17 protein-coding genes and 1 pseudogene are annotated in these 20,376 nt (G+C 66.6%); 8 read left to right on the forward strand and 10 right to left on the reverse strand.

Annotation, left to right across the window (positions count from 1 at the left end; translation table 11 throughout):
* Window positions 1–73 precede the first annotated feature (73 nt).
* A complete protein-coding gene (locus tag ACYQ4W_RS11915; RefSeq protein ID WP_459856864.1) occupies window positions 74–1,318 on the reverse strand; it encodes an ammonium transporter in 1,245 nt (414 codons plus the stop codon).
* A 401-nt stretch (window positions 1,319–1,719) separates the two neighbouring features.
* Here ACYQ4W_RS11915 and ACYQ4W_RS11920 point away from each other — a divergent pair, with 401 nt between their 5' ends.
* Both ACYQ4W_RS11920 and ACYQ4W_RS11925 read left to right on the forward strand, forming a co-directional pair.
* Window positions 1,720–2,964 carry an MFS transporter gene (locus ACYQ4W_RS11920; protein ID WP_459856867.1) on the forward strand — a complete coding sequence of 415 codons (1,245 nt, stop codon included), beginning with the start codon at window positions 1,720–1,722 and terminating at the stop codon, window positions 2,962–2,964.
* Between the two features lie 414 nt (window positions 2,965–3,378).
* A complete protein-coding gene (locus tag ACYQ4W_RS11925) occupies window positions 3,379–3,792 on the forward strand; it encodes a universal stress protein (RefSeq protein WP_459856869.1) in 414 nt (137 codons plus the stop codon).
* Between the two features lie 84 nt (window positions 3,793–3,876).
* Here ACYQ4W_RS11925 and ACYQ4W_RS11930 read toward each other — a convergent pair whose 3' ends face one another.
* Genes ACYQ4W_RS11930 through ACYQ4W_RS11940 form a run of 3 tightly spaced genes read right to left on the reverse strand, consistent with a single transcriptional unit; the run spans window position 3,877 to window position 5,687 of the window.
* Window positions 3,877–4,170 carry a GNAT family N-acetyltransferase gene (locus ACYQ4W_RS11930; RefSeq protein ID WP_459856872.1) on the reverse strand — a complete coding sequence of 98 codons (294 nt, stop codon included), beginning with the start codon at window positions 4,168–4,170 and terminating at the stop codon, window positions 3,877–3,879.
* A gap of 24 nt (window positions 4,171–4,194) precedes the next feature.
* Complete coding sequence (locus ACYQ4W_RS11935; RefSeq protein WP_459856875.1) at window positions 4,195–4,350, reverse strand: GNAT family protein; 156 nt, start codon at window positions 4,348–4,350, stop codon at window positions 4,195–4,197.
* Window positions 4,347–5,687: an L-cysteine desulfidase family protein gene (locus ACYQ4W_RS11940; RefSeq protein WP_459856877.1), complete on the reverse strand. Its 1,341-nt coding sequence runs from the start codon at window positions 5,685–5,687 to the stop codon at window positions 4,347–4,349. The genes ACYQ4W_RS11935 and ACYQ4W_RS11940 overlap by 4 nt, the downstream gene beginning before the upstream one ends.
* 268 nt (window positions 5,688–5,955) lie before the next feature.
* On the opposite strand from ACYQ4W_RS11940, the gene ACYQ4W_RS11945 reads away from it, so the two are divergent.
* Window positions 5,956–7,050, forward strand: a complete 1,095-nt coding sequence (locus tag ACYQ4W_RS11945) for an adenine nucleotide alpha hydrolase family protein (RefSeq protein ID WP_459856880.1) — start codon at window positions 5,956–5,958, stop codon at window positions 7,048–7,050.
* Between the two features lie 81 nt (window positions 7,051–7,131).
* On the opposite strand, the pseudogene ACYQ4W_RS11950 reads toward ACYQ4W_RS11945, so the two are convergent.
* Window positions 7,132–7,776 (reverse strand): annotated as a pseudogene (locus ACYQ4W_RS11950) (methyl-accepting chemotaxis protein); the annotation flags it as partial.
* Between the two features lie 674 nt (window positions 7,777–8,450).
* Between ACYQ4W_RS11950 and radA the strand changes: the two are divergent.
* Window positions 8,451–9,845, forward strand: a complete 1,395-nt coding sequence (radA, locus tag ACYQ4W_RS11955; protein ID WP_459856883.1) for a DNA repair protein RadA — start codon at window positions 8,451–8,453, stop codon at window positions 9,843–9,845.
* A gap of 9 nt (window positions 9,846–9,854) precedes the next feature.
* Window positions 9,855–10,799 carry an ACP S-malonyltransferase gene (locus ACYQ4W_RS11960; RefSeq protein WP_459856886.1) on the forward strand — a complete coding sequence of 315 codons (945 nt, stop codon included), beginning with the start codon at window positions 9,855–9,857 and terminating at the stop codon, window positions 10,797–10,799.
* Window positions 10,800–10,883: 84 nt separating this feature from the next.
* Here the strand turns inward: ACYQ4W_RS11960 and ACYQ4W_RS11965 are convergent, their stop codons facing one another.
* The 5 genes from ACYQ4W_RS11965 to ACYQ4W_RS11985 all read right to left on the reverse strand — a co-directional run bounded on the left by ACYQ4W_RS11965 (window position 10,884) and on the right by ACYQ4W_RS11985 (window position 16,062).
* Complete coding sequence (locus ACYQ4W_RS11965; RefSeq protein ID WP_459856889.1) at window positions 10,884–11,714, reverse strand: penicillin-binding transpeptidase domain-containing protein; 831 nt, start codon at window positions 11,712–11,714, stop codon at window positions 10,884–10,886.
* An 842-nt stretch (window positions 11,715–12,556) separates the two neighbouring features.
* On the reverse strand, window positions 12,557–12,937 hold the full coding sequence (locus tag ACYQ4W_RS11970; protein ID WP_459856892.1) for a hypothetical protein: 381 nt from the start codon (window positions 12,935–12,937) through the stop codon (window positions 12,557–12,559).
* Window positions 12,938–13,086: 149 nt separating this feature from the next.
* A complete protein-coding gene (locus tag ACYQ4W_RS11975; protein ID WP_459856895.1) occupies window positions 13,087–13,695 on the reverse strand; it encodes a hypothetical protein in 609 nt (202 codons plus the stop codon).
* 95 nt (window positions 13,696–13,790) lie between these two features.
* The gene (eno, locus tag ACYQ4W_RS11980; protein WP_459856897.1) at window positions 13,791–15,098 is read right to left on the reverse strand and encodes a phosphopyruvate hydratase; all 1,308 of its coding nucleotides are present in this window, start codon (window positions 15,096–15,098) and stop codon (window positions 13,791–13,793) included.
* A gap of 139 nt (window positions 15,099–15,237) precedes the next feature.
* Entirely contained in the window at window positions 15,238–16,062 is an 825-nt protein-coding gene (locus ACYQ4W_RS11985; RefSeq protein ID WP_459856900.1) for a type III pantothenate kinase, read from the reverse strand.
* Window positions 16,063–16,219: 157 nt separating this feature from the next.
* Between ACYQ4W_RS11985 and ACYQ4W_RS11990 the strand changes: the two genes are divergently transcribed.
* Genes ACYQ4W_RS11990 through ACYQ4W_RS12000 form a run of 3 tightly spaced genes read left to right on the forward strand, consistent with a single transcriptional unit; the run spans window position 16,220 to window position 20,171 of the window.
* Window positions 16,220–17,275, forward strand: coding sequence for a hypothetical protein (locus ACYQ4W_RS11990; RefSeq protein WP_459856903.1), 1,056 nt, complete (start codon window positions 16,220–16,222; stop codon window positions 17,273–17,275).
* 3 nt (window positions 17,276–17,278) lie between these two features.
* Window positions 17,279–19,819, forward strand: a complete 2,541-nt coding sequence (locus ACYQ4W_RS11995; RefSeq protein ID WP_459856906.1) for a cytochrome ubiquinol oxidase subunit I — start codon at window positions 17,279–17,281, stop codon at window positions 19,817–19,819.
* Between the two features lie 19 nt (window positions 19,820–19,838).
* Entirely contained in the window at window positions 19,839–20,171 is a 333-nt protein-coding gene (locus ACYQ4W_RS12000) for an antibiotic biosynthesis monooxygenase (protein WP_459856908.1), read from the forward strand.
* Window positions 20,172–20,376 lie beyond the last annotated feature (205 nt).

Raw genomic sequence — 20,376 nt, forward strand, 5'->3', positions numbered from 1 at the left:
CTGCCGCGCGCAAAACAAAAAGCCCCCGACGTTTCGCAACGCCGGGGGCTTCCGCATTCTGATGCCGCACGTTCTAGCGCGCGCCGATGTCCAGGCTGTCGCTGTAGCCCGATTCCGTGTGCTCGGACTGGTCGAGGCCCAGGGACTCGGCGTCCGCGGTGAGGCGCAGGCCCATGAACCTGTCCACCAGCTTGAGCAGCGCCCAGCTGAGGACCAGGGCGTACACGAGCACGACGCCCACGCCCATGGCCTGGATGCCGAACTGGGCCGCGTTGCCGTAGAACAGCCCGTCAACGCCCGCCGCGTTCACGGCCTTGGTGGCGAAAAGACCGGCCATGAGCGTGCCGATGAGTCCGCCCAGTCCGTGGATGCCCACGACGTCGAGGCTGTCGTCGTAGCCCAGGCGCGACTTGGCCAGCACGCCCAGGTAGCACGCGCCGCCGGCCACAAGGCCTATGGCCATGGCCGCCGGCGCGGTGACGAAGCCCGCCGCCGGAGTGATGGTGGCCAGCCCGGCCACAGCGCCGGAGGCCGCGCCAAGGGTGGTGGGCTTGCCCCGGTGCCACCACTCCACGATGATCCACATGGCCATGCCGGCCATGCCGCCCATGTGCGTGGCCACAAAGGCCGTGGCCGCCACGCCGTCGGCCGCAAGGGCGCTGCCGCCGTTGAAGCCGAACCAGCCGAACCACAACAGCCCGGTGCCGGTGAGGGTCATGGGCAGATTGTGCGGAAAGAACTGCCGCTTGCCGTAGTCCTTGCGCGGACCGATGACCGCCACCGCGGCCAGGGCCGCCGCGCCGCAGGTCAGGTGCACCACGATGCCGCCGGCGAAGTCCACCACGCCCAGGGCCTTGAGCCAGCCGCCCGCGCCCCACACCCAGTGGCACACGGGATTGTAGACCAGCACGGCCCACAGCAGGCTGAACACGAGGAAGGGTGCGAAGCGCACGCGCTCGGCAAAGGCGCCGGTGATGAGTGCGGGGGTGATGACCGCGAACATGCACTGGTAGATCATGAACACCGAGTGGGGAATGGTGGCGGCGTAGTCCGGGTTCGGAGCCGCGCCCACGCCCGCGACCCAGGCCCAGGCCAGACTGCCCGTGACCCCGGAGATGTCCGGGCCGAAGCTCATGGAATAGCCCAGGATGATCCACTCGAAGCTGATGAGCGAAATGAGGAAAAAGCTCTGCATGAAGGTGCCGAGCACGTTCTTGCCGCGCACCATGCCGCCGTAGAACAGCGCCAGGCCCGGCGTCATGAGCAGCACCAGCGCGGCGCTGACGAGGACGAATGCGGTGTCTCCCGCCTGGATCATGTGTCACTCCCTTGTCGTGGGGCGCGGTGGTCAGCTCCCGGCGCTGGTCCGCCGGCCGGGATGATGAGGGATTGCCGCCCGCCCCGTACGGCGGCGCGACATTCTTAGCCAGAATTCCGGAGCGTGGAAAGACAAAATTGAAGGCAATTATGACAATAATGTAGCAGTAAAACAATTTTCCCAGGATTTATTGGAAATTAATGGCGCAAAAAAGACGAATAAGAGACACGACAAGGCCCACAAATGGACGATATTGTAAAACGTGCAGCACGCCCTTTCCCGGCAGATCGCCGGAAACGCCGGTTGCGACCCGGCACGGGCTCTGGTATCTCCTGCACCTGCCAGCTGTGGCGCGGCCCGATGCCCTGGCCGCAGCCCCACGGCGCAGAACAGGATTCCCCATGCCCCTGAACGCCCAAGCGACAGCGCCCCTTGCTCCCCAGGACCAGCCGCGCCTTTTGAGCTTCGAGTTCGCGGCCATTTGCGCCATAAGCGTGCTGGCTTTCTGCAACATTGCCATCTTCTACGGGTTCTACAGCTACCTCACGGAGCTCGGCATCGCCCCGGCCTGGCGCGGGCCGCTGCTGGCCCTGGAGCCGCTCACCGCCCTTGTGGTGCGCCCGTTTCTCGGCCGGTACCTCACGCTCAAGAACGGCGTGCAGTTCATGCGCGTGGGCATGGCGCTGGCCACCATTTCGCTGTTGAGCTACCCCTTCGCCACCAGCATTCCCCTGCTGGCCTGCGTGCGCATTCTGCACGGCATGGGCTTCGTCACCGTGGTCACCGGACTCATGGGCACGCTCATGGCCTTTTTGCCGCGCGACAAGACCGCCCAGGGCTTCGGCCTGTTCTCCGTCACCATTCTGCTGCCCTACGCCATCATGCCGCCCTTTGTGGAAGTGCTGCTGCCGCACCTGTCCAGCCACGGCAAGGCTTACGCCCTGGCCGCGCCGCTCATGCTGCCGGCCTTTCTGCTCTTGGTGCCCCTGGGACGGCGCACCCGCGCCCTGGCCGCTTCCCTGCCGGCCTCGCACCTGGAGCGTCCCGGCTGGGACGAGGTGCGCGCGGCGTTCAAATCCGGCGGCGTGCTGCTGCTGGTGGCGGCCAACTTCTGCCTCGTGGCGGCCCACGCCATCGTGTTCTTCTTCATGCGCGACTTCGCCACCGGCCTGGGCGCGGCCAACCCCGGCGCGTTCTTCACCTGCGCCAACGCGGCCACCATCTCGGTGCGCGTGGTGGGCGGGCGGCTTTTGGACCGCCTGAACCGGGGTCTGGCCCTGCAGCTGACCTTTCTGGGCCTTGGCGTGCTGGTGCCGCTGTTCGCCTATGCTGGCGCGCCCGGCCTTCTGCTGGTCATGGCCGCGCTCTACGGCGTCGGCATGGCCCTCACCATGCCCCTGGTGAACTCGAGCATGCTCAGCATCTCCACCCCGCGCATGCGCACGTACAACGCCAACCTGCTGATGATCGCCGTGGACGCAGGCTTCTTCGTGGGGCCTTTCCTGGGCGGGGCCATCATGGCCGCCGATGGCAGCCACGCGGTGCTCTTCGGCGTCAGCGGGGCCATCATGCTCGCGGCGGGCGTCTGCGTGCGCCCGGTGGCGCGCATCATGCGCCAGGCCGAGTCCCAGGTCCGGCAGATGTAGCCGCCGCGCCCGTGCCGGGCAGGATGTGGGCACGGCCGCGACGCGCCCCTGTCCGAAGCCGCGCAATGGGGCGGGGCCACGTCCTGCGCGGCGGGCTCCACGCATCCGCACACGGCCCGCCCGCACACGACACAGCAGCGCTCTGCCTGTCGGCGTCCCGCACAAGTACCCGGCGCCCCCGCGGACGCCCGCGTGCGGCTGACGACGCCACGCCCTGCGACAGCATGCAGCCCGGCCCCCGCGTCTGCGCGCGGCCGCGTGCGTTCACTTCATGGCAAATCTTGACTTGTCCGCTTTTTCACATATTCTTCTTTTGTGTTCCCTCAAACTTCGAGCCTTGCTCCAGGGGTCGCGCAAGGCTTGTTCCGCCAGGCCCCGCACGGTGCGGCAGCACCGCAACCAAGGGGGAGTTCCATGAAGATTCTCGTCGCTGTTGATCCGTCGGATACTGCGCACCTGCCCGTGGCCAAGGCCGCCGCAATGGCCAAGAAGGAAGGCGCGGAGCTGACCTTGCTCGCCGTTGCCGAAGCCGTGGAGGACATGGAAAGCCTCTTTGGCGGCCAGGCGACCGATCGCCTGAAGCAGCGCGCCGCCAAGGCGCTGGACGCGGCTCAGGCCGTGGCCAAGGCCGAGGGCGTGACCGCCAAGGAAGTGCTGGAGACGGGCGTTTCGCCGGAGGAATTCATCGTTGAGGCGGCCGAGAAGGGCGGCTTCGATCTGGTGGTCATGGGCACGCGCGGCAAGAAGGGCGCGCGCCGGCTGCTTTTGGGCAGCGTGGCCAGCAAGGTGGTGGCCCTGGCGCCGTGCTCGGTTTTGGTGGTGCGTTAGCCCCAGGCGGGCAAGCGGCATCTGTGAATGACAAACGCCCGGACCAGGTCGCGCTGACTTGGCCGGGCGTTTTTTGCGCCGCGCTCAGGCCAGCAGCCGCAGGTGCAGCAGCGGAAACGGCCTGCCCTGCCCGTCCACGGCGGACCGCCCAACTATCTGAAAGCCCAGGCGTTGGTAGAAGGCAAGGGCTCCGGGATTCTGCTCGTTCACGTCCACCTCGCGCACGCCCAGCGCCCGCACGGCGTGACGGACCAAGCGCCCGCCCAATCCCTGCCGGAAATTGCCGGGACGGACAAAGAGCATCTCCAGCCGCTGCCCGGCCACGCCCATGAAGGCCAGCGCCTCGCCCCCGGCCCCGCGCAGGCGGTACAGATCCACAAGGGCGAAGTACTCGTGCAGGATTTACGGCTTCAGGGCGGCGATGTCCGCCTCGGCCAGAAAATGGTGCGTGGCCCGCACCGAGGCCTCCCAGACCCCAAGCAGCTCCAGGTGGTCGGCCCGCCCTGCCCGCACGACCGCGAGCGGCAGGGCAAGATCGGCTGGCGCGGCCTTGCTCACACGTATCCGGCCAGTTTCTTTTCGATCATGATGGCCAGGATGGTGCGGTCGGTCTCCACCATGCCCTCGGTGGAGAGCTGGCCCACGTTGCGCATGGTCTGCTCCGGCGATTCCGCGATGATGCCGTTGGTGGCGCTGACGCGCATGCCGTGCAGCGAGAACAGCGCGGCCTGCACCGCCGTGCCCGCGGCCGTGGCCAGCTTGAGCGCGCAGCCCGCCTTGGCTCCGTCGCAAATGACCCCGGCCAGGTCCTCGATGAGCAGCTTGATGGCCCCGGCGATGTGGTGCAGGTCGCCGCCCATGAGCGCGGCGATGCCCGCCGTGGCCCCGGCCCCGGCCGCAACGGAGCAGCCGCATACGGCGGAAAGCCTGCCCGTGTGCGCCTTCACCGAGGCCGTGACGATGTGCGAAAGCCCGATGGCCTTGAGCACGTCTTCCTGCGTGCAGACGAGATAGTCCTTCACCGCCCAGATGGGCAGCACCGCCGTGAGGCCGTGGTTGCCGCTGCCCGCGGAGCTCATGGCCGGAAGCTTGACCCCGTCCATGCGCGCGTCGGCCGCGGCGCTGGTGAGCATGCGCGCCGCAAGGGAAAGGTCTTTGGCGATGAGCTTTTGCCGGGCCAGACGCTCAAAGGTCTTGCCCACGCCAAGCCCGCAGCCGAACTTGAGCCCGTGCTCGGCCAGGCGGGTGTTGTAGGCCACGCCCTGCTGCAAAAAGGCCAGGTCCTCGGCGTCCAGGTCGTCGGCCAGCACCAGCAGCTCCGCCAGGGAGAGGCCGCGCAGCCATTCCTCCAGCTCGGCCATCTGCCCGCCGCCGCCCACGCCGCCCTCGGCCAGCAGCGGGCTTGCGGCGATGTCCTCGCCGTCCAGGCTCAGGGAGACGATGCGGTCGTGCTGGCCCTCGATGACGGCCTGGGCCTCGTGGGCCGCGCCATCCGGCGTGCGTCCCTTGGCCACGGCCTGGATGAGCAGCCCGCGCCTGTCGGCCAGCAGGTTCACCTGCACCCGGCCCTGGGCCAGCATGCGCTTGGCGGCCTCCACAACCTCCGGCGTCACCGGGTCCAGCACCTCCAGGCGCAGGGCCGCGTCGCCGCCGGCAACGCCCAGGGCGGCGGCCGTGTCCAGGCCGCACAGGCCCGCCGTGCCGGGAATGGAGACCGCCAGGCCGTTCTTGTACACGTTGGGGTCCACCCACACTTCTATGCTCTCCGCCGTGTCCCGTCCGCCGGGCAAAAGCGAGGCCGCCGCGGCAGAGGCCAGGGCCACGGCCACGGGCTCGGTGCAGCCGAGGGCCGGGGCAACCTGCAAACGCAGCACATCTTTTACGGTGAACGCCATCCAGCGCCTCCTTGCGGAAAAATCACATGAACAATCAGCCGGTTCCGGCCATTTCGCACCAACACGTCCCCAGAGCTCCCCGGACGGGTTCCGCCGCGGGAAAGCCGCTCCCCTTGCCGTCCGCAGGGCCTGCCACGGCGCGAGACATCAAGGAAAACACCTGTATGCGCGGCGGCGGCAGGGCGTCAAGCATACCGCCTACCCCCTGGCGGCTGGGCAAAGCCCCCTGCCCTTGCCCTTGCCAGCGGCCTCACGTAAGAGCCCGCGCATGGACATTCCCGCAAATATCTCCGGCAAAACCTGGGACGCCCTCGCCCTCTTCTCCGGTGGCCTCGACAGCATCCTGGCCATCAAGGTGCTGCAGGAGCAGGGCCTGCGCGTTTTAGGCCTGCACTACATGAGCCCGTTCTTCGGCAAGCCGCACCTGGTGGAGCACTGGCGCGCCACCTATGGCATTGAAACCCTGCTGGTGGACGTGCGCCGCCTGTACCTGGACATGCTGGTGGCGCCGGAGCACGGCTACGGCAAGCACATGAACCCCTGCGTGGACTGCAAGATCCTCATGCTGCGCCACGCGCGCGGCCTGCTTGCGCAGTTCGGCGCGAAATTCCTCGTCTCCGGCGAGGTGCTTGGCCAGCGGCCCATGAGCCAGCGCGCCGATGCCCTGAACCTCATCCGCAAGGACGCGGGCGTGGCCGACGTGCTGCTGCGGCCGCTCTCGGCCCAGAAGCTCGGCCCCACGGAAATGGAGAAAAGCGGCCTTGTGGACCGCACGCGCCTGCCGGGCATTTGGGGCCGGGGCAGGCAGGGCCAGTTCGAACTGGCCGCGCACTTCGGCATCACGGACATCCCCACCCCGGCGGGCGGCTGCCGCCTGGCCGAGGCCGAGCCCGCCGCGCGCTACCTGCCCATCATCACCCACAAGGCCGAGCCCGGCCCGGAGGACTTCGAGTTCTCGCACCTGGGGCGGCAGTACTGGGCCGGTCCGTACTGGCTTTCCATCGGCCGCAACGAGCAGGCCAACAACGCCCTGGAGGCGGCCGTGACCCCGACGGACCTGCGCTTCCGGCTCAAGGACCTCATCGGGCCCCTGGCCGTGGGGCGGCAGTACGCGGCCAAGACCGAAGCCGAGGCCGACGCCGCGGCCTGGCCCGAGGCCGTGGTGGCCGACGCGGCCGCCTTCGCCGCATCCTATGCGCCCCGCGCCCGCGCCGAGGCCGAGGCCGGCAGGCCGGTCACCGTGCTGGTGCTGCGCGGCGATGATGTCTCCGAGGTGGTGGTAACGCCCGCGCGGCAAACGCCCCTGGGCTGGACCGAACCCAAGAGCGCGGCCCTGAACGCCTGGAAGAAGCGCAAGCCCTAACGCGCAATCACGCTGACGCAAAGAAGCCCCGGCAAGACGTTCTGTCCTGCCGGGGCTTTTGCGTTTGAGGATGCCGGCGCCCTAGCCGCCGCGCTTCATGGTCTCGATGAGCTCGCGCAGGGTGCGGGTCTGGGCGGCCAGCTCGGTCACGGCCTCGGAGGCCTGGCGCATGGCCCCGGCGTTCTCCGCGGAGAGCCGGTTGATGTCCTCGATGCTGCGGTTGATCTCCTCGCTGGCGGCGGACTGCTCCTCGCTGGCCGTGGCGATGGCCCGCACCTGGTCAGAGGAGGCCTCAACCAGCTCGACGATTTCGCGCAGGGCCTCGCCGGAGCGCCGGGCCTTTTCCGTGGCCTGCTCCACCGTGTCCACGGCGCGCTCCACGCCGTCCAGGCTCTTGCGCGTGCCGCCCTGGATGCCGCCGATGGCCTCGCCCACCTCGCGCGTGGCGGCCATGGTCTTCTCGGCCAGCTTGCGCACCTCGTCGGCCACCACGGCGAAGCCGCGCCCGGCGTCGCCCGCGCGGGCGGCCTCGATGGCGGCGTTCAAGGCCAGCAGGTTGGTCTGGTCGGCGATGTCGGAAATGACGTTCATGATCTGGCCGATGCCCTCTGCCTGAGTGCCCAGGGTGCGCATGTCGTCGCGCAGCGTGGCGGAAACGTCGCGCATGGCGCCTATGCCCGTCACCACCTCGGCCAGAACGCTCTCCGCCTTGTGGATGCTGTTCTTCTCCTTGCTGAGCAAGGCATTGGCCGCAAGGTAGTCCATGTTCCGGCCGGTGGGGTCGGCCGCGAGCTTGTCGGCCAGGGCCAGCACAACCTTGTCATAGCTGGCGAAGTTCTCCTGCGCCACGGCGGGCAGCTTGCGGATTTCCGGCGCAAGGTCCTCGTTGGCGGCGGTGGCCTTGTCCAGCTCGGCCAGGTGCTTGTGCGTGTCCGCGCTCAGGGCTTGCAGCTTCTTGACGTACTCCTGCTGCTTTTCCGGCGCGCCGATGTTCAGCAGCACGTCCTTTTCGGCCTTGCGGTACACCTGCAGCAGCTCGGCGCTTTCGTTCAGCACATCCACCATGGGCATGTCGTTGGTCACGACCTCGTGCACCACGGTCTGCTGCTCCCGCAGGTTCATGATGGCGTAAAGCCCCGACGCCGCGAACACGGCAAGCACGATGGCGAAGCCGCCGACAATTTTTTTCCTCAGATCAAGCACCATTGGGAACTCCTTGGGCAACGCAGCATAGGGGGTATCCATTATTTCAGGGAATTTTCTGCTTCTGTCAACAAAACTCTGCGATTTTGACAAATTCATCAACAGGTACAGGAAGCTGAACCATGGACGAGGGGGCCGGGAAGACGACGGCCCGGCTCCGGATTGTCATGAGGCCGCAAACCGGGCATAACGCGCCCATGGCGAAACAGCGCGAAGAATACCTCTGCTCGGCCTGCGGGGCTAAAAGCCCGCGCTGGACTGGGCAGTGTTCCGGCTGCGGCGAATGGAACACCATGCAGGCCGTGGCCGTGGAAGGCGGCTGGAGCGCGCGCGGCACCGGCGCAAAGAACCGCCCGGCCAACCTGAGCAGCCCCGAGGCCCTGGAAGACCTGGGCGGCGACGCGGTGCGCGCACGGCCCACTGGCATTCCCGCCCTGGACGGCCTGCTGGGCGCGGGGCTGGTGCCCGGCGCGGCGCTGCTTTTGGGCGGTGAGCCCGGCGTGGGCAAAAGCACCCTGCTGCTCCAACTGGCGGCCAGGCAGGCGGAGCTCGGCCAGGCGCACAAGGCCGCAACGCCGCGCACCGTGTATATTTCCGGCGAGGAATCACTGGCGCAGATCCGCGGCCGCGCGGAGCGCCTTGGGCTGCTCGGCCCCGGGCTCATGGCCCTGGCCACCAACAACGCCGACGAGGCCCTGGGCGTCGTGGCCGACATGGGCCAGCACCCCGGCCTGGTCATCGTCGATTCCGTGCAGACCCTGGCCAGCCCCCGGGCCGAGGGCATACCCGGCAGCGTGAGCCAGGTGCGCGCCGTGTCCGGCGAGTTGGTGGAGGCCATTAAGCGCAGCCAGGCAACCCTGGTGCTGGTGGGCCACGTGACTAAGGACGGCCAGATCGCCGGGCCCAAGCTGCTGGAGCACATGGTCGACACCGTGCTCTACCTGGAAGGCGACCGGCGCGACTACTCGCGCGTGCTGCGCGTGCTGAAAAACCGCTTCGGCCCGTCGGACGAGCTGCTCGTCTTCACCATGGAGGAGAAGGGCCTCGCCGTTGTGGACGACCCTTCGACATTCTTCCTCGGCGCGCGCGACGCCACCCTCTCCGGCGCGTCCGTCTCCATGGCCATGGACGGCCGCAGGCCCTTCGCCGTGGAGATCCAGGCCCTGGCCACCAAGTCCTTCCTTTCCATTCCCCGCCGCGCGGCGCTGGGCTTCGACGCCAACCGCCTGCACCTGATTCTGGCCGTGCTGGAAAAGCGCCTGCGTCTGCCCCTGGGCCAAAGCGACATCTACGTGAAGCAGGGCGGCGGCCTGGCCCTGCGCGACCCCGGTCTGGACCTGGGCCTTGCGGCGGCCGTGCTTTCCTCGTACTACGACGCCCCACTGCCCGAGGGCTCCGCCTTCTGGGGCGAACTGGACTTGAACGGCCATGTGCGGCCCGTGGCCGGACACGAGACGCGCCTCAAGCAGGCCTCGCGCCTGGGCTACGGCCCACTGTTCCACGCCGGAACCTGCAAGACCCTTGATGACCTGCGGCGCGCCCTGTTCGGCAAGGCGGCCCCGCAAGCAAACAGCCAGCAACACAACGCATAGGAGTAGACGATGCTTCCCACCGCCGTCCTTTTCCCCGGCCAAGGCTCGCAGGAGCTCAACATGGGCCGCGACCTGGCCGAGGCGCAGAGCGCCGCCATGGAGCTCTGGCTTCTGGCCGAGAAGCACTCCGGCCTCAAATTGCGCGAAATTTACTGGGGGGACGAAGGCGCCGCCCCGGCACCGGAGATGAGCGACACCAAGGCCCTGCAGCCCGCGCTCACCGTGGTGAACGTGAGCCTGTGGCTGGCCGCCAAGCCCAAGGCCGAGGCGCTTCGCGTCGTCGGGACCGCCGGGCACAGCCTGGGCGAGTTCGCCGCCCTGTGCGCCGCCGGGGTGCTTGGCGTGGAGGATGTGATCAAGGCCGTGTGCGAACGCGGCAAGCTCATGGCCGGAGCGGGCAAAGAGGGCCACGGCATGGCCGCGGTGCTCAAGCTGCCGCTCTCCGCCCTGGAGCCCCTGGTGGACCGCGCCGCCAAGACCAGCGGCGCCTTCCTGCGCATCGCCAACTACAACTCGCCCGCGCAGTTCGTGCTCAGCGGCGAAAAGCCCGCCCTGGACGCCGTTGCCGCCCTGGTGAAGGAAGCCAAGGGCCGCGCCGTGCCGCTGGCTGTTTCGGGCGCGTTCCACAGCCCGCTCATGAGCGAGCCCGCCAACGCCTTCGCCAAGGTGCTGGAAGACCTGCGCTGGCAGCCCGCGCAGTTCCCGGTGTGCATGAACGTCACCGGCCAGTCGGAGCGCGACCCCGGCGTGCTCAAGGCCATGCTCACGGCGCAGATGACGTCCTCCGTGCTGTGGACCACCACCATGCAGTCGCTCTATGCCGCTGGCGCGCGGCGCTTTGTGGAGCTTGGCCCCAAAAGCGTGCTGACCAAGCTGGTGGGGCAGAACCTGGAAGGCAAGGACGACGCCATCGCCCAAAGCGCCGGAAGCCTGGACGCCGTGCTGGCGCTGTAGCCCCCTGCGCACTAAACACCGCGGCCCGGCTGCCCTCATGGGGGTGGCCGGGCCGTTTTGCGTTCTGGCAACCGCTCTGGCGCGCTATTTCGCGGGCAGAATGCCCAGCCTGTCGAGCAGAATCCTCGCCAGCTCCAGGCGCGCAGGGGCAAGCTTCGCCATGGGCTTGGCCTCTCCCGGCAGGGCGGTGATGTTCAGCGCAAAGGGGAAGGTCCTGCCGCCACGCTCCACCCAGCCCACCAGCCAGCCCACGGGGGCGTCTGCCGCGCCGCTGCCGTGCGGGGCCATGCCGGTCTTGGCGTACAGCGCCCAGGCCCCGTCCGGACCAACGCCCTTGTCCGTGAGCATCATCTGCCGCAGTAGGGTCACGCTGCGGGTGGAGAACGCCGTTTCGCCGCGCTGCAAACGGTCCAGCACGCGCACCTGCCCGTCCGCGCTGATGCGCAGGCCGCCGTCGATCCAGAACTGGTCCGAGCCCGAAGCGTCGGCGTTGCCGTAGCCCAGTCCGCGCATGGCCTCGCCCAGTCGCTCGCGTCCGTTGCGCTTGCCCAGCTCTACGAAATACCAGATGGCCGAGGCGCGGAAGGCCTGCTCCAAAGTCAGGTCGCGGTTCCAGGCCGGCACCTCGCGCACAACGCCGTCCCAGGGCAGCGCAAACTCCGTGTTCGGCGCAACGCCGCTCTCCAACGCCACCAGGGCGTTGACGATCTTGAAGGTGGACGCGGGCCGGAACGGCGTGGCCGCGCGCTCCGGATTCACGCGCAGGACCTCGGCCCCGGTCTTGACCGCGAAGCAGCCCACAAAGCCGCGCTCCGCAAAGAGCCGCGCCAATTCCGGGCGGTCCAGGTCGGCGGCGGCGGCCAGGGCGGGAAGCAGACAAAGGGCCAGGGTGAGGAGAAGCGCGCGGTGTTTCATGCGCCGGGTATACAAACATGCGTGCGCAGAGTGCAAGGGGGCCGGAAATGGCTATCGCCCCCAGGGAAGGAGGACTTGTCGACAACCTATATTATTGACAACTAACTGTTTATATTGTATTTTTATAGACAGTCGTAATCTCGGAGAGGAAATACTGATGCGAATCTTCGCCATTTTTGACGCTGAGGGGCTGCCAAAAGGCTTTTACACACCAGTTGTCCACTCAAGGATCCCGGAAGGCTCTGTCTGCATCTCTAAAGAGCAATGGCATGAATTCATTACGCACCAAGGCTGCAGGAGCTGGGATGGGGAGAAAGTTGTGGAATACGTTCCTTCGGCGTGCTCGAAGCCTGGTGCGGCCATTGGCGTTGGGCGGGTGCTTGCAGTCCTCAACCCGTTTCGGATTATATTTCGCAGGAATAAGCCCTAAGCGCGCGCACGGCCCCTTCTGCCGCCGTGCGTGCGGCAAAGCATGCTGTTGCGGTTCGCGGCACAACCATAGTCCAACCTGCCGATTTCATGGGCATGGAACGTCAAAGGGCGTCCTCGTCGCCCGCGCTTCGACGCCGCAGCGGTTTCGCACACCGCCCCGCATTGGCGGCCCTTATGCAGCATCACGCCCGGTGATGCGCTGCGGCCAGCCCCCCTCCTTGGAACTCGAACGCAAGAGCGCACAGGGCTGTGCCGGTCGCCCTCATCGGGAAAAATCTGCCGGCGGCAAACAGCGCGGCGCGGTGTCCGCGGGACGCCCTTCCTTGCCGCAGCCATGTGGTCCGCACAGAGGCCTCCCCGCTGTCTTCCTCCAGCGCAGGCGCCATGCGGGGCGCTCCGGCGCGGAATGCTCAGAACTTGCGGTCCGGGCGCGGGAACATCTTGGCCTCGGCCCGCTCCGTGTGCCTGTCCAGGTGGTTGATGCGCTTGACCGGGTCCTCGGCCTGGCGGCGCAATATGGCGCGCAGGTCGGAGTGTTCGAGGAAGGCCGCGTAGCTCTGGTTCTGCGTGATGCCCGGGCCGAGGACGAAGCCTTCCGCAACCTTGGGGTCCACGCGCACGTCGCCTTCGTCCAGCACCACGTCCTCGCCGGTGATGCGGCTGAGCATCTGCCGCAGGAACTCGGCAAAGGCGTTCTGCACGTCGAGGATGCTCTCGGCGCGGTTCACGCGCTGGCGCAGGGCGCCCTCCAACTCGTTCTCATGCTTGGTCAGGGATGATTGCGCAGTCATATGTCCTCCCGCGTCTTGGCTGAGGGGATTCTCTATGCTGCTATATTCCGCCTATTGGCGGGGGAAGTAAAGAGGGGGGGGCGAGGAGACATCAAGGGTTCGGCAAGTGACATGCGCCACAGGCCGCAGAATGCGCCTAACTCATTCCTTCAAAAGCTTTTCTGTACTTTTGAATACTCACAAATTGAAAGGAATAGCCCTATTGCATTTATCACGCTTAGCAACGGCAAGGATATTTTCCACAACAGCAACATGGCATTTCCGCCAAGCAAAACAGCTGCAGTGTTTGATGTTGTTGTAAGAGTAAAATACACATATGTCGCAATTACTGATGGGACAATCATAAGAATAACATGAAAAACAAGATACAGCGCTTCATAGGCAATTGAGTACCGAGACAATCTCGCTTTTATGAGAAAATTCTCCCATTGGACAGTTCCAGACTCATGTTGCACTAACTTTTTAATTCTTGGAGAAATTGAACAATACAAGAAACGTGCGTTTCTCGCTATATATATGTTTTGCTGGGCATAATACAAGGAAAGCGCAGTCGCGAATATCGGGACAGCGACACATACATATACTACATTTTCGATGTATTTTGATGAAATAATTGAGATGGCTCCAGCCGCTGCGGCGGCGTAAAAAAAGAAAAAATAGTTGATTATCGAATGCTGCATCCCTATATGCATTCGAATCTCTTCAGTGTGGCGTTTGTACTCTTCTAATACCACATCTAAGGCACTTGGATTCCCCATCACGCCCCCTTGGTGCCCACTTGCTTCAGAAGAAGAATGCCCGCCACTTTCGCAAGGGCGGGCATTCTGATCTTAACGTCTCGGGGCCGTTCGGCCTATTCTTCTTCCTCGTGCTCGTGGGCGAACCAGGACTCGGCCAGGATGGGGCCGTAGTAGATGGCCTCTTCCTCCAGGTCCTCCTCGATGCGCAGGAGCTGGTTGTACTTGGCCAGCCGGTCGCTGCGGCACAGGGAGCCGGTCTTGATCTGCCCGGCGTTCACGGCCACGGCCAGATCGGAGATGAAGGCGTCCTCGGTCTCGCCGCTGCGGTGGGAGACAACCGTGGTGTACGCGGCCTGCTTGGCCATCTCGATGGTGTCGAGCGTCTCGGTCACGGTGCCGATCTGGTTCAGCTTGATGAGGATGGAGTTGCCCACGCCGCGCTCAATGCCCTCGGCCAGGATGTCCGGGTTGGTGACGAAGATGTCGTCGCCCACCAGCTGGATGTCGTTGCCCATGCGGTCGGAGAGGCTGATCCAGCCGTCCCAGTCGCCCTCGGCCATGCCGTCCTCGATGGAGACGATGGGGAAGCGCGACACGAGGTCGGCGTAGTAGTCGATGATCTCCGGCGCGGACATGATCTTGCCCTCGCCCTTGAGGTTGTACTTGCCGTTCTCGAAGAACTCGCTGGCGGCGCAGTCCATGCCGAGCGCGATCTCGTAGCCGGGGTTGTAGCCCGCGGCCTCGATGGCGCGGATGATGTACTCCAGGGCCTCGGCGTGGCTTTTGAGGTTGGGGGCGAAGCCGCCCTCGTCGCCCACGCTGGTCACGTGGCCGTCCTGGGCCAGAATGTCCTTCAGCTGGTGGAAGGTCTCCGCGCCCATGCGCAGGGCGTCGGCGAAGGTCTCCGCGCCCAGCGGCAGGATCATGAACTCCTGGATGTCCAGGTTGTTCGGGGCGTGCGCGCCGCCGTTGATGATGTTCATCATGGGCACGGGCAAAAGCTTGGCGTTGACGCCGCCCAGGTACTGGTACAGCGGAATGCCCAGGAAGTTGGCCGCAGCGCGGGCGTTGGCCATGGAGACGCCCAGGATGGCGTTGGCGCCCAGGCGGCCCTTGTTATCCGTGCCGTCCAGGTCGATGAGCGAGTTGTCGAGGGCGACCTGGCGCAGGCCGTCCATGCCGACGATGGCGTTGGCGATTTCTTCGCGGATGTTGTTCACGGCGTTGGTGACGCCCTTGCCGCCGAAGCGTTTCTTGTCGCCGTCGCGCAGCTCCAGGGCCTCGCGGCTGCCGGTGGAAGCGCCGGAGGGCACCGCGGCGCGGCCCGAAGCTCCGGACTCGTAGGTGACCTCGACCTCGACGGTGGGATTGCCTCGGGAATCCAGAATTTCGCGGGCCCAGACAGCGATGATGGTGCTCATATGTGCTCCTTGGTTTTTTTCGAACCGTGGTTCATGGCGTAATGACCAATGTGCCTTGGTACACCATTTTTGTCACGGGTTCAAATACTCTCCCGTGACGATTCGCGGGCGGAACAGGCAAAAGCTCAGGCGGCGCGGCTTAGCGGGCGTGCAGATGCGCGCGCCACAGGCCCTCCAGCAGCAGGTCCTCGCGCACCTCGTGGATGGCCGGGCACACGCCGGCTATGCGCGTGGCGAAACCGCCCGTGGCGAAGAGCCGGACCTCGTCCTCGCGGCCGGGCAGCAGGGTTTTGGCCAGGCGCGCGGCCAGGCCCTCCACCATGGCGGCAAAGCCGTAGATGAGGCCGAGGTTGAGGCTTTGCGAGGTGCTCACCCCGATGTCCAGCCCGCCGTCTTCGCGCGGGGGGGCTATCTCCAGGGTGATGTGCGGCAGCTTGGCCGTGCCCGTGGCCAGCGCCCGGGCCGAGGACAGCACGCCGGGGCAGATGAGCCCGCCCAGGTAGGCCTCGCCCGCAACGCAGTCAAAGGTCGTGGCGGTGCCGAAGTCCACCACGAGCAGGGCCGGGGCGTCGGAGAGCTGGCGGGCGGCATAGGCCGTCACCAGCCTGTCCGCGCCGACCTCTGCGGGCCGGGCGTAGCGGTTCTCTATGGGCAGGGGGATGCCGCCCGGGCCTTCGCCGGGGACAAAATGCACCGAGCGGTCGAAAAAGCGCTTGGCCGCGCGGCACAAAACCGGGTTCATGGGCGGCACCACCGAGGAGGCCACGAAGTCCGTCACCTGGCCGGGCAGAATGTTCTCCACGCGGCAGATGTCGAGGAGCTTGAGGCCCCAGGCGTCCGGAGTGTCCAACCCGCCGGCCTGTCCCGTGGGCAGGGCGTAAGTGGATAAAAGCCCCTGCCCTGGGCGCGCCAGGCCGATTTTGACGTTGGTGTTGCCCACATCAAGCAAAATGACAGTATCCATAAGGTGTTGTCCCTGTGGTCGCGATTCCCGTGGTGCGCATTGGCCGCGGCGGCACGATTTTGATGAAAACAAGAACACGCATATGTGCGTATTCCGTTGCGCGCGCGCTCTGGTCGGTGTATTCCCGCATCATAGACATCCGTCAAGGAGAATGCACATGGATCCGGCCCAGCTCATTCCGGCAGCCGAGGCCATCCCCTCCCCGTGGGGCTGGTTCGAGGCGCTGCTTCTGCTCACCTTTGTGGCGCATATCGTGTTCATGAACCTCGCCGTCGGCTCGGCGGTCATCGCCTTTGCCAGCCGCGTCACCGGGCGGCACAAAGACCTGGCCCGAGAGCTGGGCCACCGCGCGCCGACCTTTCTGGCCCTGACCGTGAACCTGGGCGTTGCGCCGCTGCTCTTTGTGCAGGTGCTGTACGGGCAGTTTTTGTACACCAGCTCCGTGCTCATGGCCGGATGGTGGCTCTCGGCCATCCTGGCGATCATCCTCGGCTACTACGCGCTCTATGTGCACGACGGAAAATCCGAGTCCTCGCCGGGCCTTGCGGGCCTGGCCCTGGGGCTTTCCCTGCTGTTCCTGCTGTACACGGGCTTTCTGCTCGCCAACAACATGACCCTGATGCTGCGGCCCACGGCCTGGCTGGCCTACTTCGGCACGCCCGGGGGCAGCCTGCTCAATGTGGCCGACCCCACCATGTGGTCGCGCTACGCGCACATGATGCTGGCCGCGCCCGCCATCGCCGGGCTGTACGCCGCCCTGCTGGGACAGAAGAAGCGCCGCCCGGACTGGACCGCCCACGGGCTGGCCTGGTTCTCGCGCATCACCATGCTGCAGATTCTGGTCGGCGGCTGGGTGTTCGTCTCGCTGCCGCAGCCGGTCAAGCTGGCCTTCATGGGCGGCGATCCGCTCGCCACCGGCCTTCTGGGCGCAAGCATCCTGCTGGGGCTGGGCGCGCTCATGACGGCCATGCAGAAGCGCCCCACGCCGACCATCGCGCTGGCCCTGGCGACCATTGCCTGCATGGCCGTCACGCGCGGGCAGGTGCGGCTCATCACCCTCGCGCCCTACTTCACCCCCGCAAGCCTGCCCGTTGCGGCCGAGACCTCACCCCTGGTCATGTTCGTGGCCGCGCTTGTTCTTGGCCTGCTGGCCATCGCCTACATGCTCAAGCTTTATGCAAAATCGGCCCCGGGCCGAGCGGGGAGGGGCTAGGCCATGGAATATCCCATCTGGCACCTCACCAATCTGGCCGGCGGCTTCTGGATCGCGCTCATCGGCACCTTCCACGTGTTTTTGGCCCACTTCGCCGTGGGCGGCGGGCTCTATCTCGTCCTCTCCGAACTCTACGCCCGCAAACAGAACAGCCCGGTTCTGCTGGCCCATGTCAAAAAGCACACGCGCTTCTTCCTGCTCATCACCATGGTTGCGGGCGGCGTTACCGGCGTGGGCATCTGGTTCATCATCGGACTCTTGTCGCCCCAGGCCACCAGCACGCTCCTCAAGGTCTTCGTGTACGGCTTCGCCACCGAGTGGGTCTTCTTCCTGGGCGAGATAGTGGCCCTGCTGCTGTATTATTACGGTTTCGACCGCATGGAGGCCAAGGACCACCTGCGCCTGGGCTGGCTGTACTTCCTCTTCGCCTGGCTCTCGCTGTTCACCATCAACGGCATCATCGGCTTCATGCTCACCCCGGGGGCATGGATCACCACGCGCCACTTCTGGGACGGCTTCTTCAACCCGACCTTCTGGCCGCAGCTGGTGCTGCGCACGGCCATAGCCCTTTCCCTGGCCGGGCTCTTCGGCTTTGTCACGGCCACGCGCATCCCCGAAGAAAACGGCACCGCCAACGCCCGCGAGCGCATGGTGCGCCTGGCCGCGGCCTGGACCATCCTGCCCCTGCTCGTGTGCCTGGCCGCGGGCTGGTGGTACATCCACGCCCTGCCCCAGGCCCAGCAGGAGATGGTCCTGCTGCGCTCCGCGCGCATCAGCTGGTTCCTCAAGGTCTTCCAGGCCTTTGCCGGCGCGGCCGCCCTTGGCGCGCTGGTTCTGGCCGTCAAGATGCCCGGGCGCATCCGCTTCCCGCTGGCCCTGGCCATATTGCTCACGGGCTGGGGCATCATCGGCAGCTTCGAATTCATCCGCGAGGCCGCGCGCAAGCCCTTCCTCATCTACAGCCACACCTATTCCAACGGCATCCGCGTTGGCACGGAGGAAGCCACAAGCGCCCAAGGCTACCTGGCCACGGCCAAATGGGCGCGCATCCGCGAGGTGACGCCCGAGAACAAGCTTCAGGCCGGGGCGGAGCTCTATCAGCACCAGTGCGCCAGCTGCCACTCCATCGGCGGGCCCATGAACAACATCAAGCCCTGGGCCGCCAACCTCACCGAGAACGGCATGATCGCCCTGCTCGGGGCCATCAGCCGGGTCAATCCGGCCATGCCCCCCTTTGTGGGCAACCAGGCCGAGAAGGAAGCCCTGGCCGCCTATGTTTCCGAGGTGCTGGGCGGCCGCAAGGATGCGCCCCAGACCTCCGTCGCCCTTTCGGAAAAGGAGTCGGAGATTCCGGCCTTCGATCCCAAGACCGCGGAATATGTGCTGCTGGCCTGGCCGGACCTCGGCATGCACATGGTGGTGGAGTCCCAGGGGGCCTTCAGCCTGCGGCCGCCCAGCCTGGAGCTCAACGCCCAGCTCATCAAGCGCGGCGAAAGCCCCGGCAAGACCACCGACGGCGTGGAGCTCTCCTACAGCATTGAGGACAACGCCGGCGCCGGGGCCATGAAGCCCCTGGAAGGGGCCGACTGGTTCCGCAGCACCATCACCGTCGCTCCCCGCAAGCCCGGCGGCGCGCTGAACCCCTACCCGCTGGCGACCATAACCGCCGTGGACAGCGCCACCAAGGCCCTGCTCGGCACCACGCGCGTGGCCCTGCCCGTGTCCGACGAAGTGGCCTGCGCCAACTGCCATGGCGGCGGCGACGGCAAGGGCAACATCAGCGGCGAAACCGGCATGAACATCCTGCGCATCCACGACCGCCTGAACCGCACCGCCCTGGCCAGCCAGGCCCGCGGCGGCAAGACCGTGCAGTGCACCAGCTGCCATGGCGACCCGCTCACCGGCAAGGACGGCAAAAGCGACCTGCTCTCGGTCTCCGCCGCGCTGCACGGCTTCCACGCCAACACCTTGAAGGGCCAGGGCGCCGAAGCCTGCGCCCGCTGCCACCCCAGCCGCGCCGATGGCGGCACGCGCTTCCAGCGCGGTCTGCATGCGCAGATGGGTCTGGACTGCACCAACTGCCACGGCCCCCTGGAAGACCACGCCCTGGGCCTGCTCAAGCGCGAGGCCGAGACCAACAAGCGCGGGGCCAAGCGGCTCATCAGCCAGATCACCCCGCAGATCATGGACAAGGCGTCCATTCCGCCGCGCACGGCCTGGGTGCAGACCCCGGACTGCCTGGCCTGCCACAAGGACTTCGGCTCGCCCGACCCCAGCCAGGCCTTCGGCCACTGGACCAAGGACGCGACACAGCGCTTCCGCACCCGCCTGGACGAGATGGGCGCGCTCTCCTGCCCGGCCTGCCACGGCCCGCAGCACGCGCTCTATCCGTCCGTCAACCCCTACGGCAAGAACCGCGACGCCATCCAGCCCCTGCAGTACCAAAAGCTGGCGCGGCCCCTGGGCGCACAAGGCAACTGCTCCATGTGCCACAAGGTGCGCATGGACACCGACGCCCATCACCCCAACACCATCAAGAAGTAGGACCAGAGGGCAGAAAGCAATGATCGCACGCGAATGGAAATGTCTGTGCCCGCAGGACACGGCCGAGGGCTTCCTCGTCCACCTGCGGGCCACTGGCGTGGATGAGGCCAAGGTGCTGCCCGGCTACCTCGGCCACCAGATAATGACCAGAAGGACGGACGCGCAGACCGTGGAGTTCACGCTGCTCACCTGGTGGCGGTCCATGGCCCACGCCCGCGTCTTCGCCGGGGCGGAAACCGACGAGCAGGCCGGCAAGGCCGTGCTCTACCCCGGCGACGAGCGCTACCGCATCGTGCCGGACACGCACGTGCTGCACCATGACGTGCTGGAGACTGTGCTGCTGGAGAAATAACGCAAGAGACGGGGCCGCCGCCCTGCACCACGGCCAAGAGCGCAACCCGGCTCCCCATTTCGCCGGGTCCGGGGGCGGCCAGCCCCCGGCCGCCGGAGGCATCTCCTTGCTGCCCGTCGGCGTCGCCTGGAGAATCCAGCGGCACCGCATGGCGAGCCCAGGGGCGCCGCATGGCGAGCCCAGAGGCGCCGCCGAGAGCCCAGGG

The sequence above is a fragment of the Humidesulfovibrio idahonensis genome (genome assembly GCF_054657715.1).

Coding starts and splice junctions, on each gene's coding strand:
- ACYQ4W_RS11915 (WP_459856864.1), bottom strand. CDS start 1,318: ATGATCCAGGCGGGAGACACCGCATTCGTCCTCGTCAGCGCCGCGCTG.
- ACYQ4W_RS11920 (WP_459856867.1), top strand. CDS start 1,720: ATGCCCCTGAACGCCCAAGCGACAGCGCCCCTTGCTCCCCAGGACCAG.
- ACYQ4W_RS11925 (WP_459856869.1), top strand. CDS start 3,379: ATGAAGATTCTCGTCGCTGTTGATCCGTCGGATACTGCGCACCTGCCC.
- ACYQ4W_RS11940 (WP_459856877.1), bottom strand. CDS start 5,687: ATGGCGTTCACCGTAAAAGATGTGCTGCGTTTGCAGGTTGCCCCGGCC.
- ACYQ4W_RS11945 (WP_459856880.1), top strand. CDS start 5,956: ATGGACATTCCCGCAAATATCTCCGGCAAAACCTGGGACGCCCTCGCC.
- radA (WP_459856883.1), top strand. CDS start 8,451: ATGGCGAAACAGCGCGAAGAATACCTCTGCTCGGCCTGCGGGGCTAAA.
- ACYQ4W_RS11960 (WP_459856886.1), top strand. CDS start 9,855: ATGCTTCCCACCGCCGTCCTTTTCCCCGGCCAAGGCTCGCAGGAGCTC.
- ACYQ4W_RS11965 (WP_459856889.1), bottom strand. CDS start 11,714: ATGAAACACCGCGCGCTTCTCCTCACCCTGGCCCTTTGTCTGCTTCCC.
- ACYQ4W_RS11970 (WP_459856892.1), bottom strand. CDS start 12,937: ATGACTGCGCAATCATCCCTGACCAAGCATGAGAACGAGTTGGAGGGC.
- ACYQ4W_RS11975 (WP_459856895.1), bottom strand. CDS start 13,695: ATGGGGAATCCAAGTGCCTTAGATGTGGTATTAGAAGAGTACAAACGC.
- eno (WP_459856897.1), bottom strand. CDS start 15,098: ATGAGCACCATCATCGCTGTCTGGGCCCGCGAAATTCTGGATTCCCGA.
- ACYQ4W_RS11985 (WP_459856900.1), bottom strand. CDS start 16,062: ATGGATACTGTCATTTTGCTTGATGTGGGCAACACCAACGTCAAAATC.
- ACYQ4W_RS11990 (WP_459856903.1), top strand. CDS start 16,220: ATGGATCCGGCCCAGCTCATTCCGGCAGCCGAGGCCATCCCCTCCCCG.
- ACYQ4W_RS11995 (WP_459856906.1), top strand. CDS start 17,279: ATGGAATATCCCATCTGGCACCTCACCAATCTGGCCGGCGGCTTCTGG.
- ACYQ4W_RS12000 (WP_459856908.1), top strand. CDS start 19,839: ATGATCGCACGCGAATGGAAATGTCTGTGCCCGCAGGACACGGCCGAG.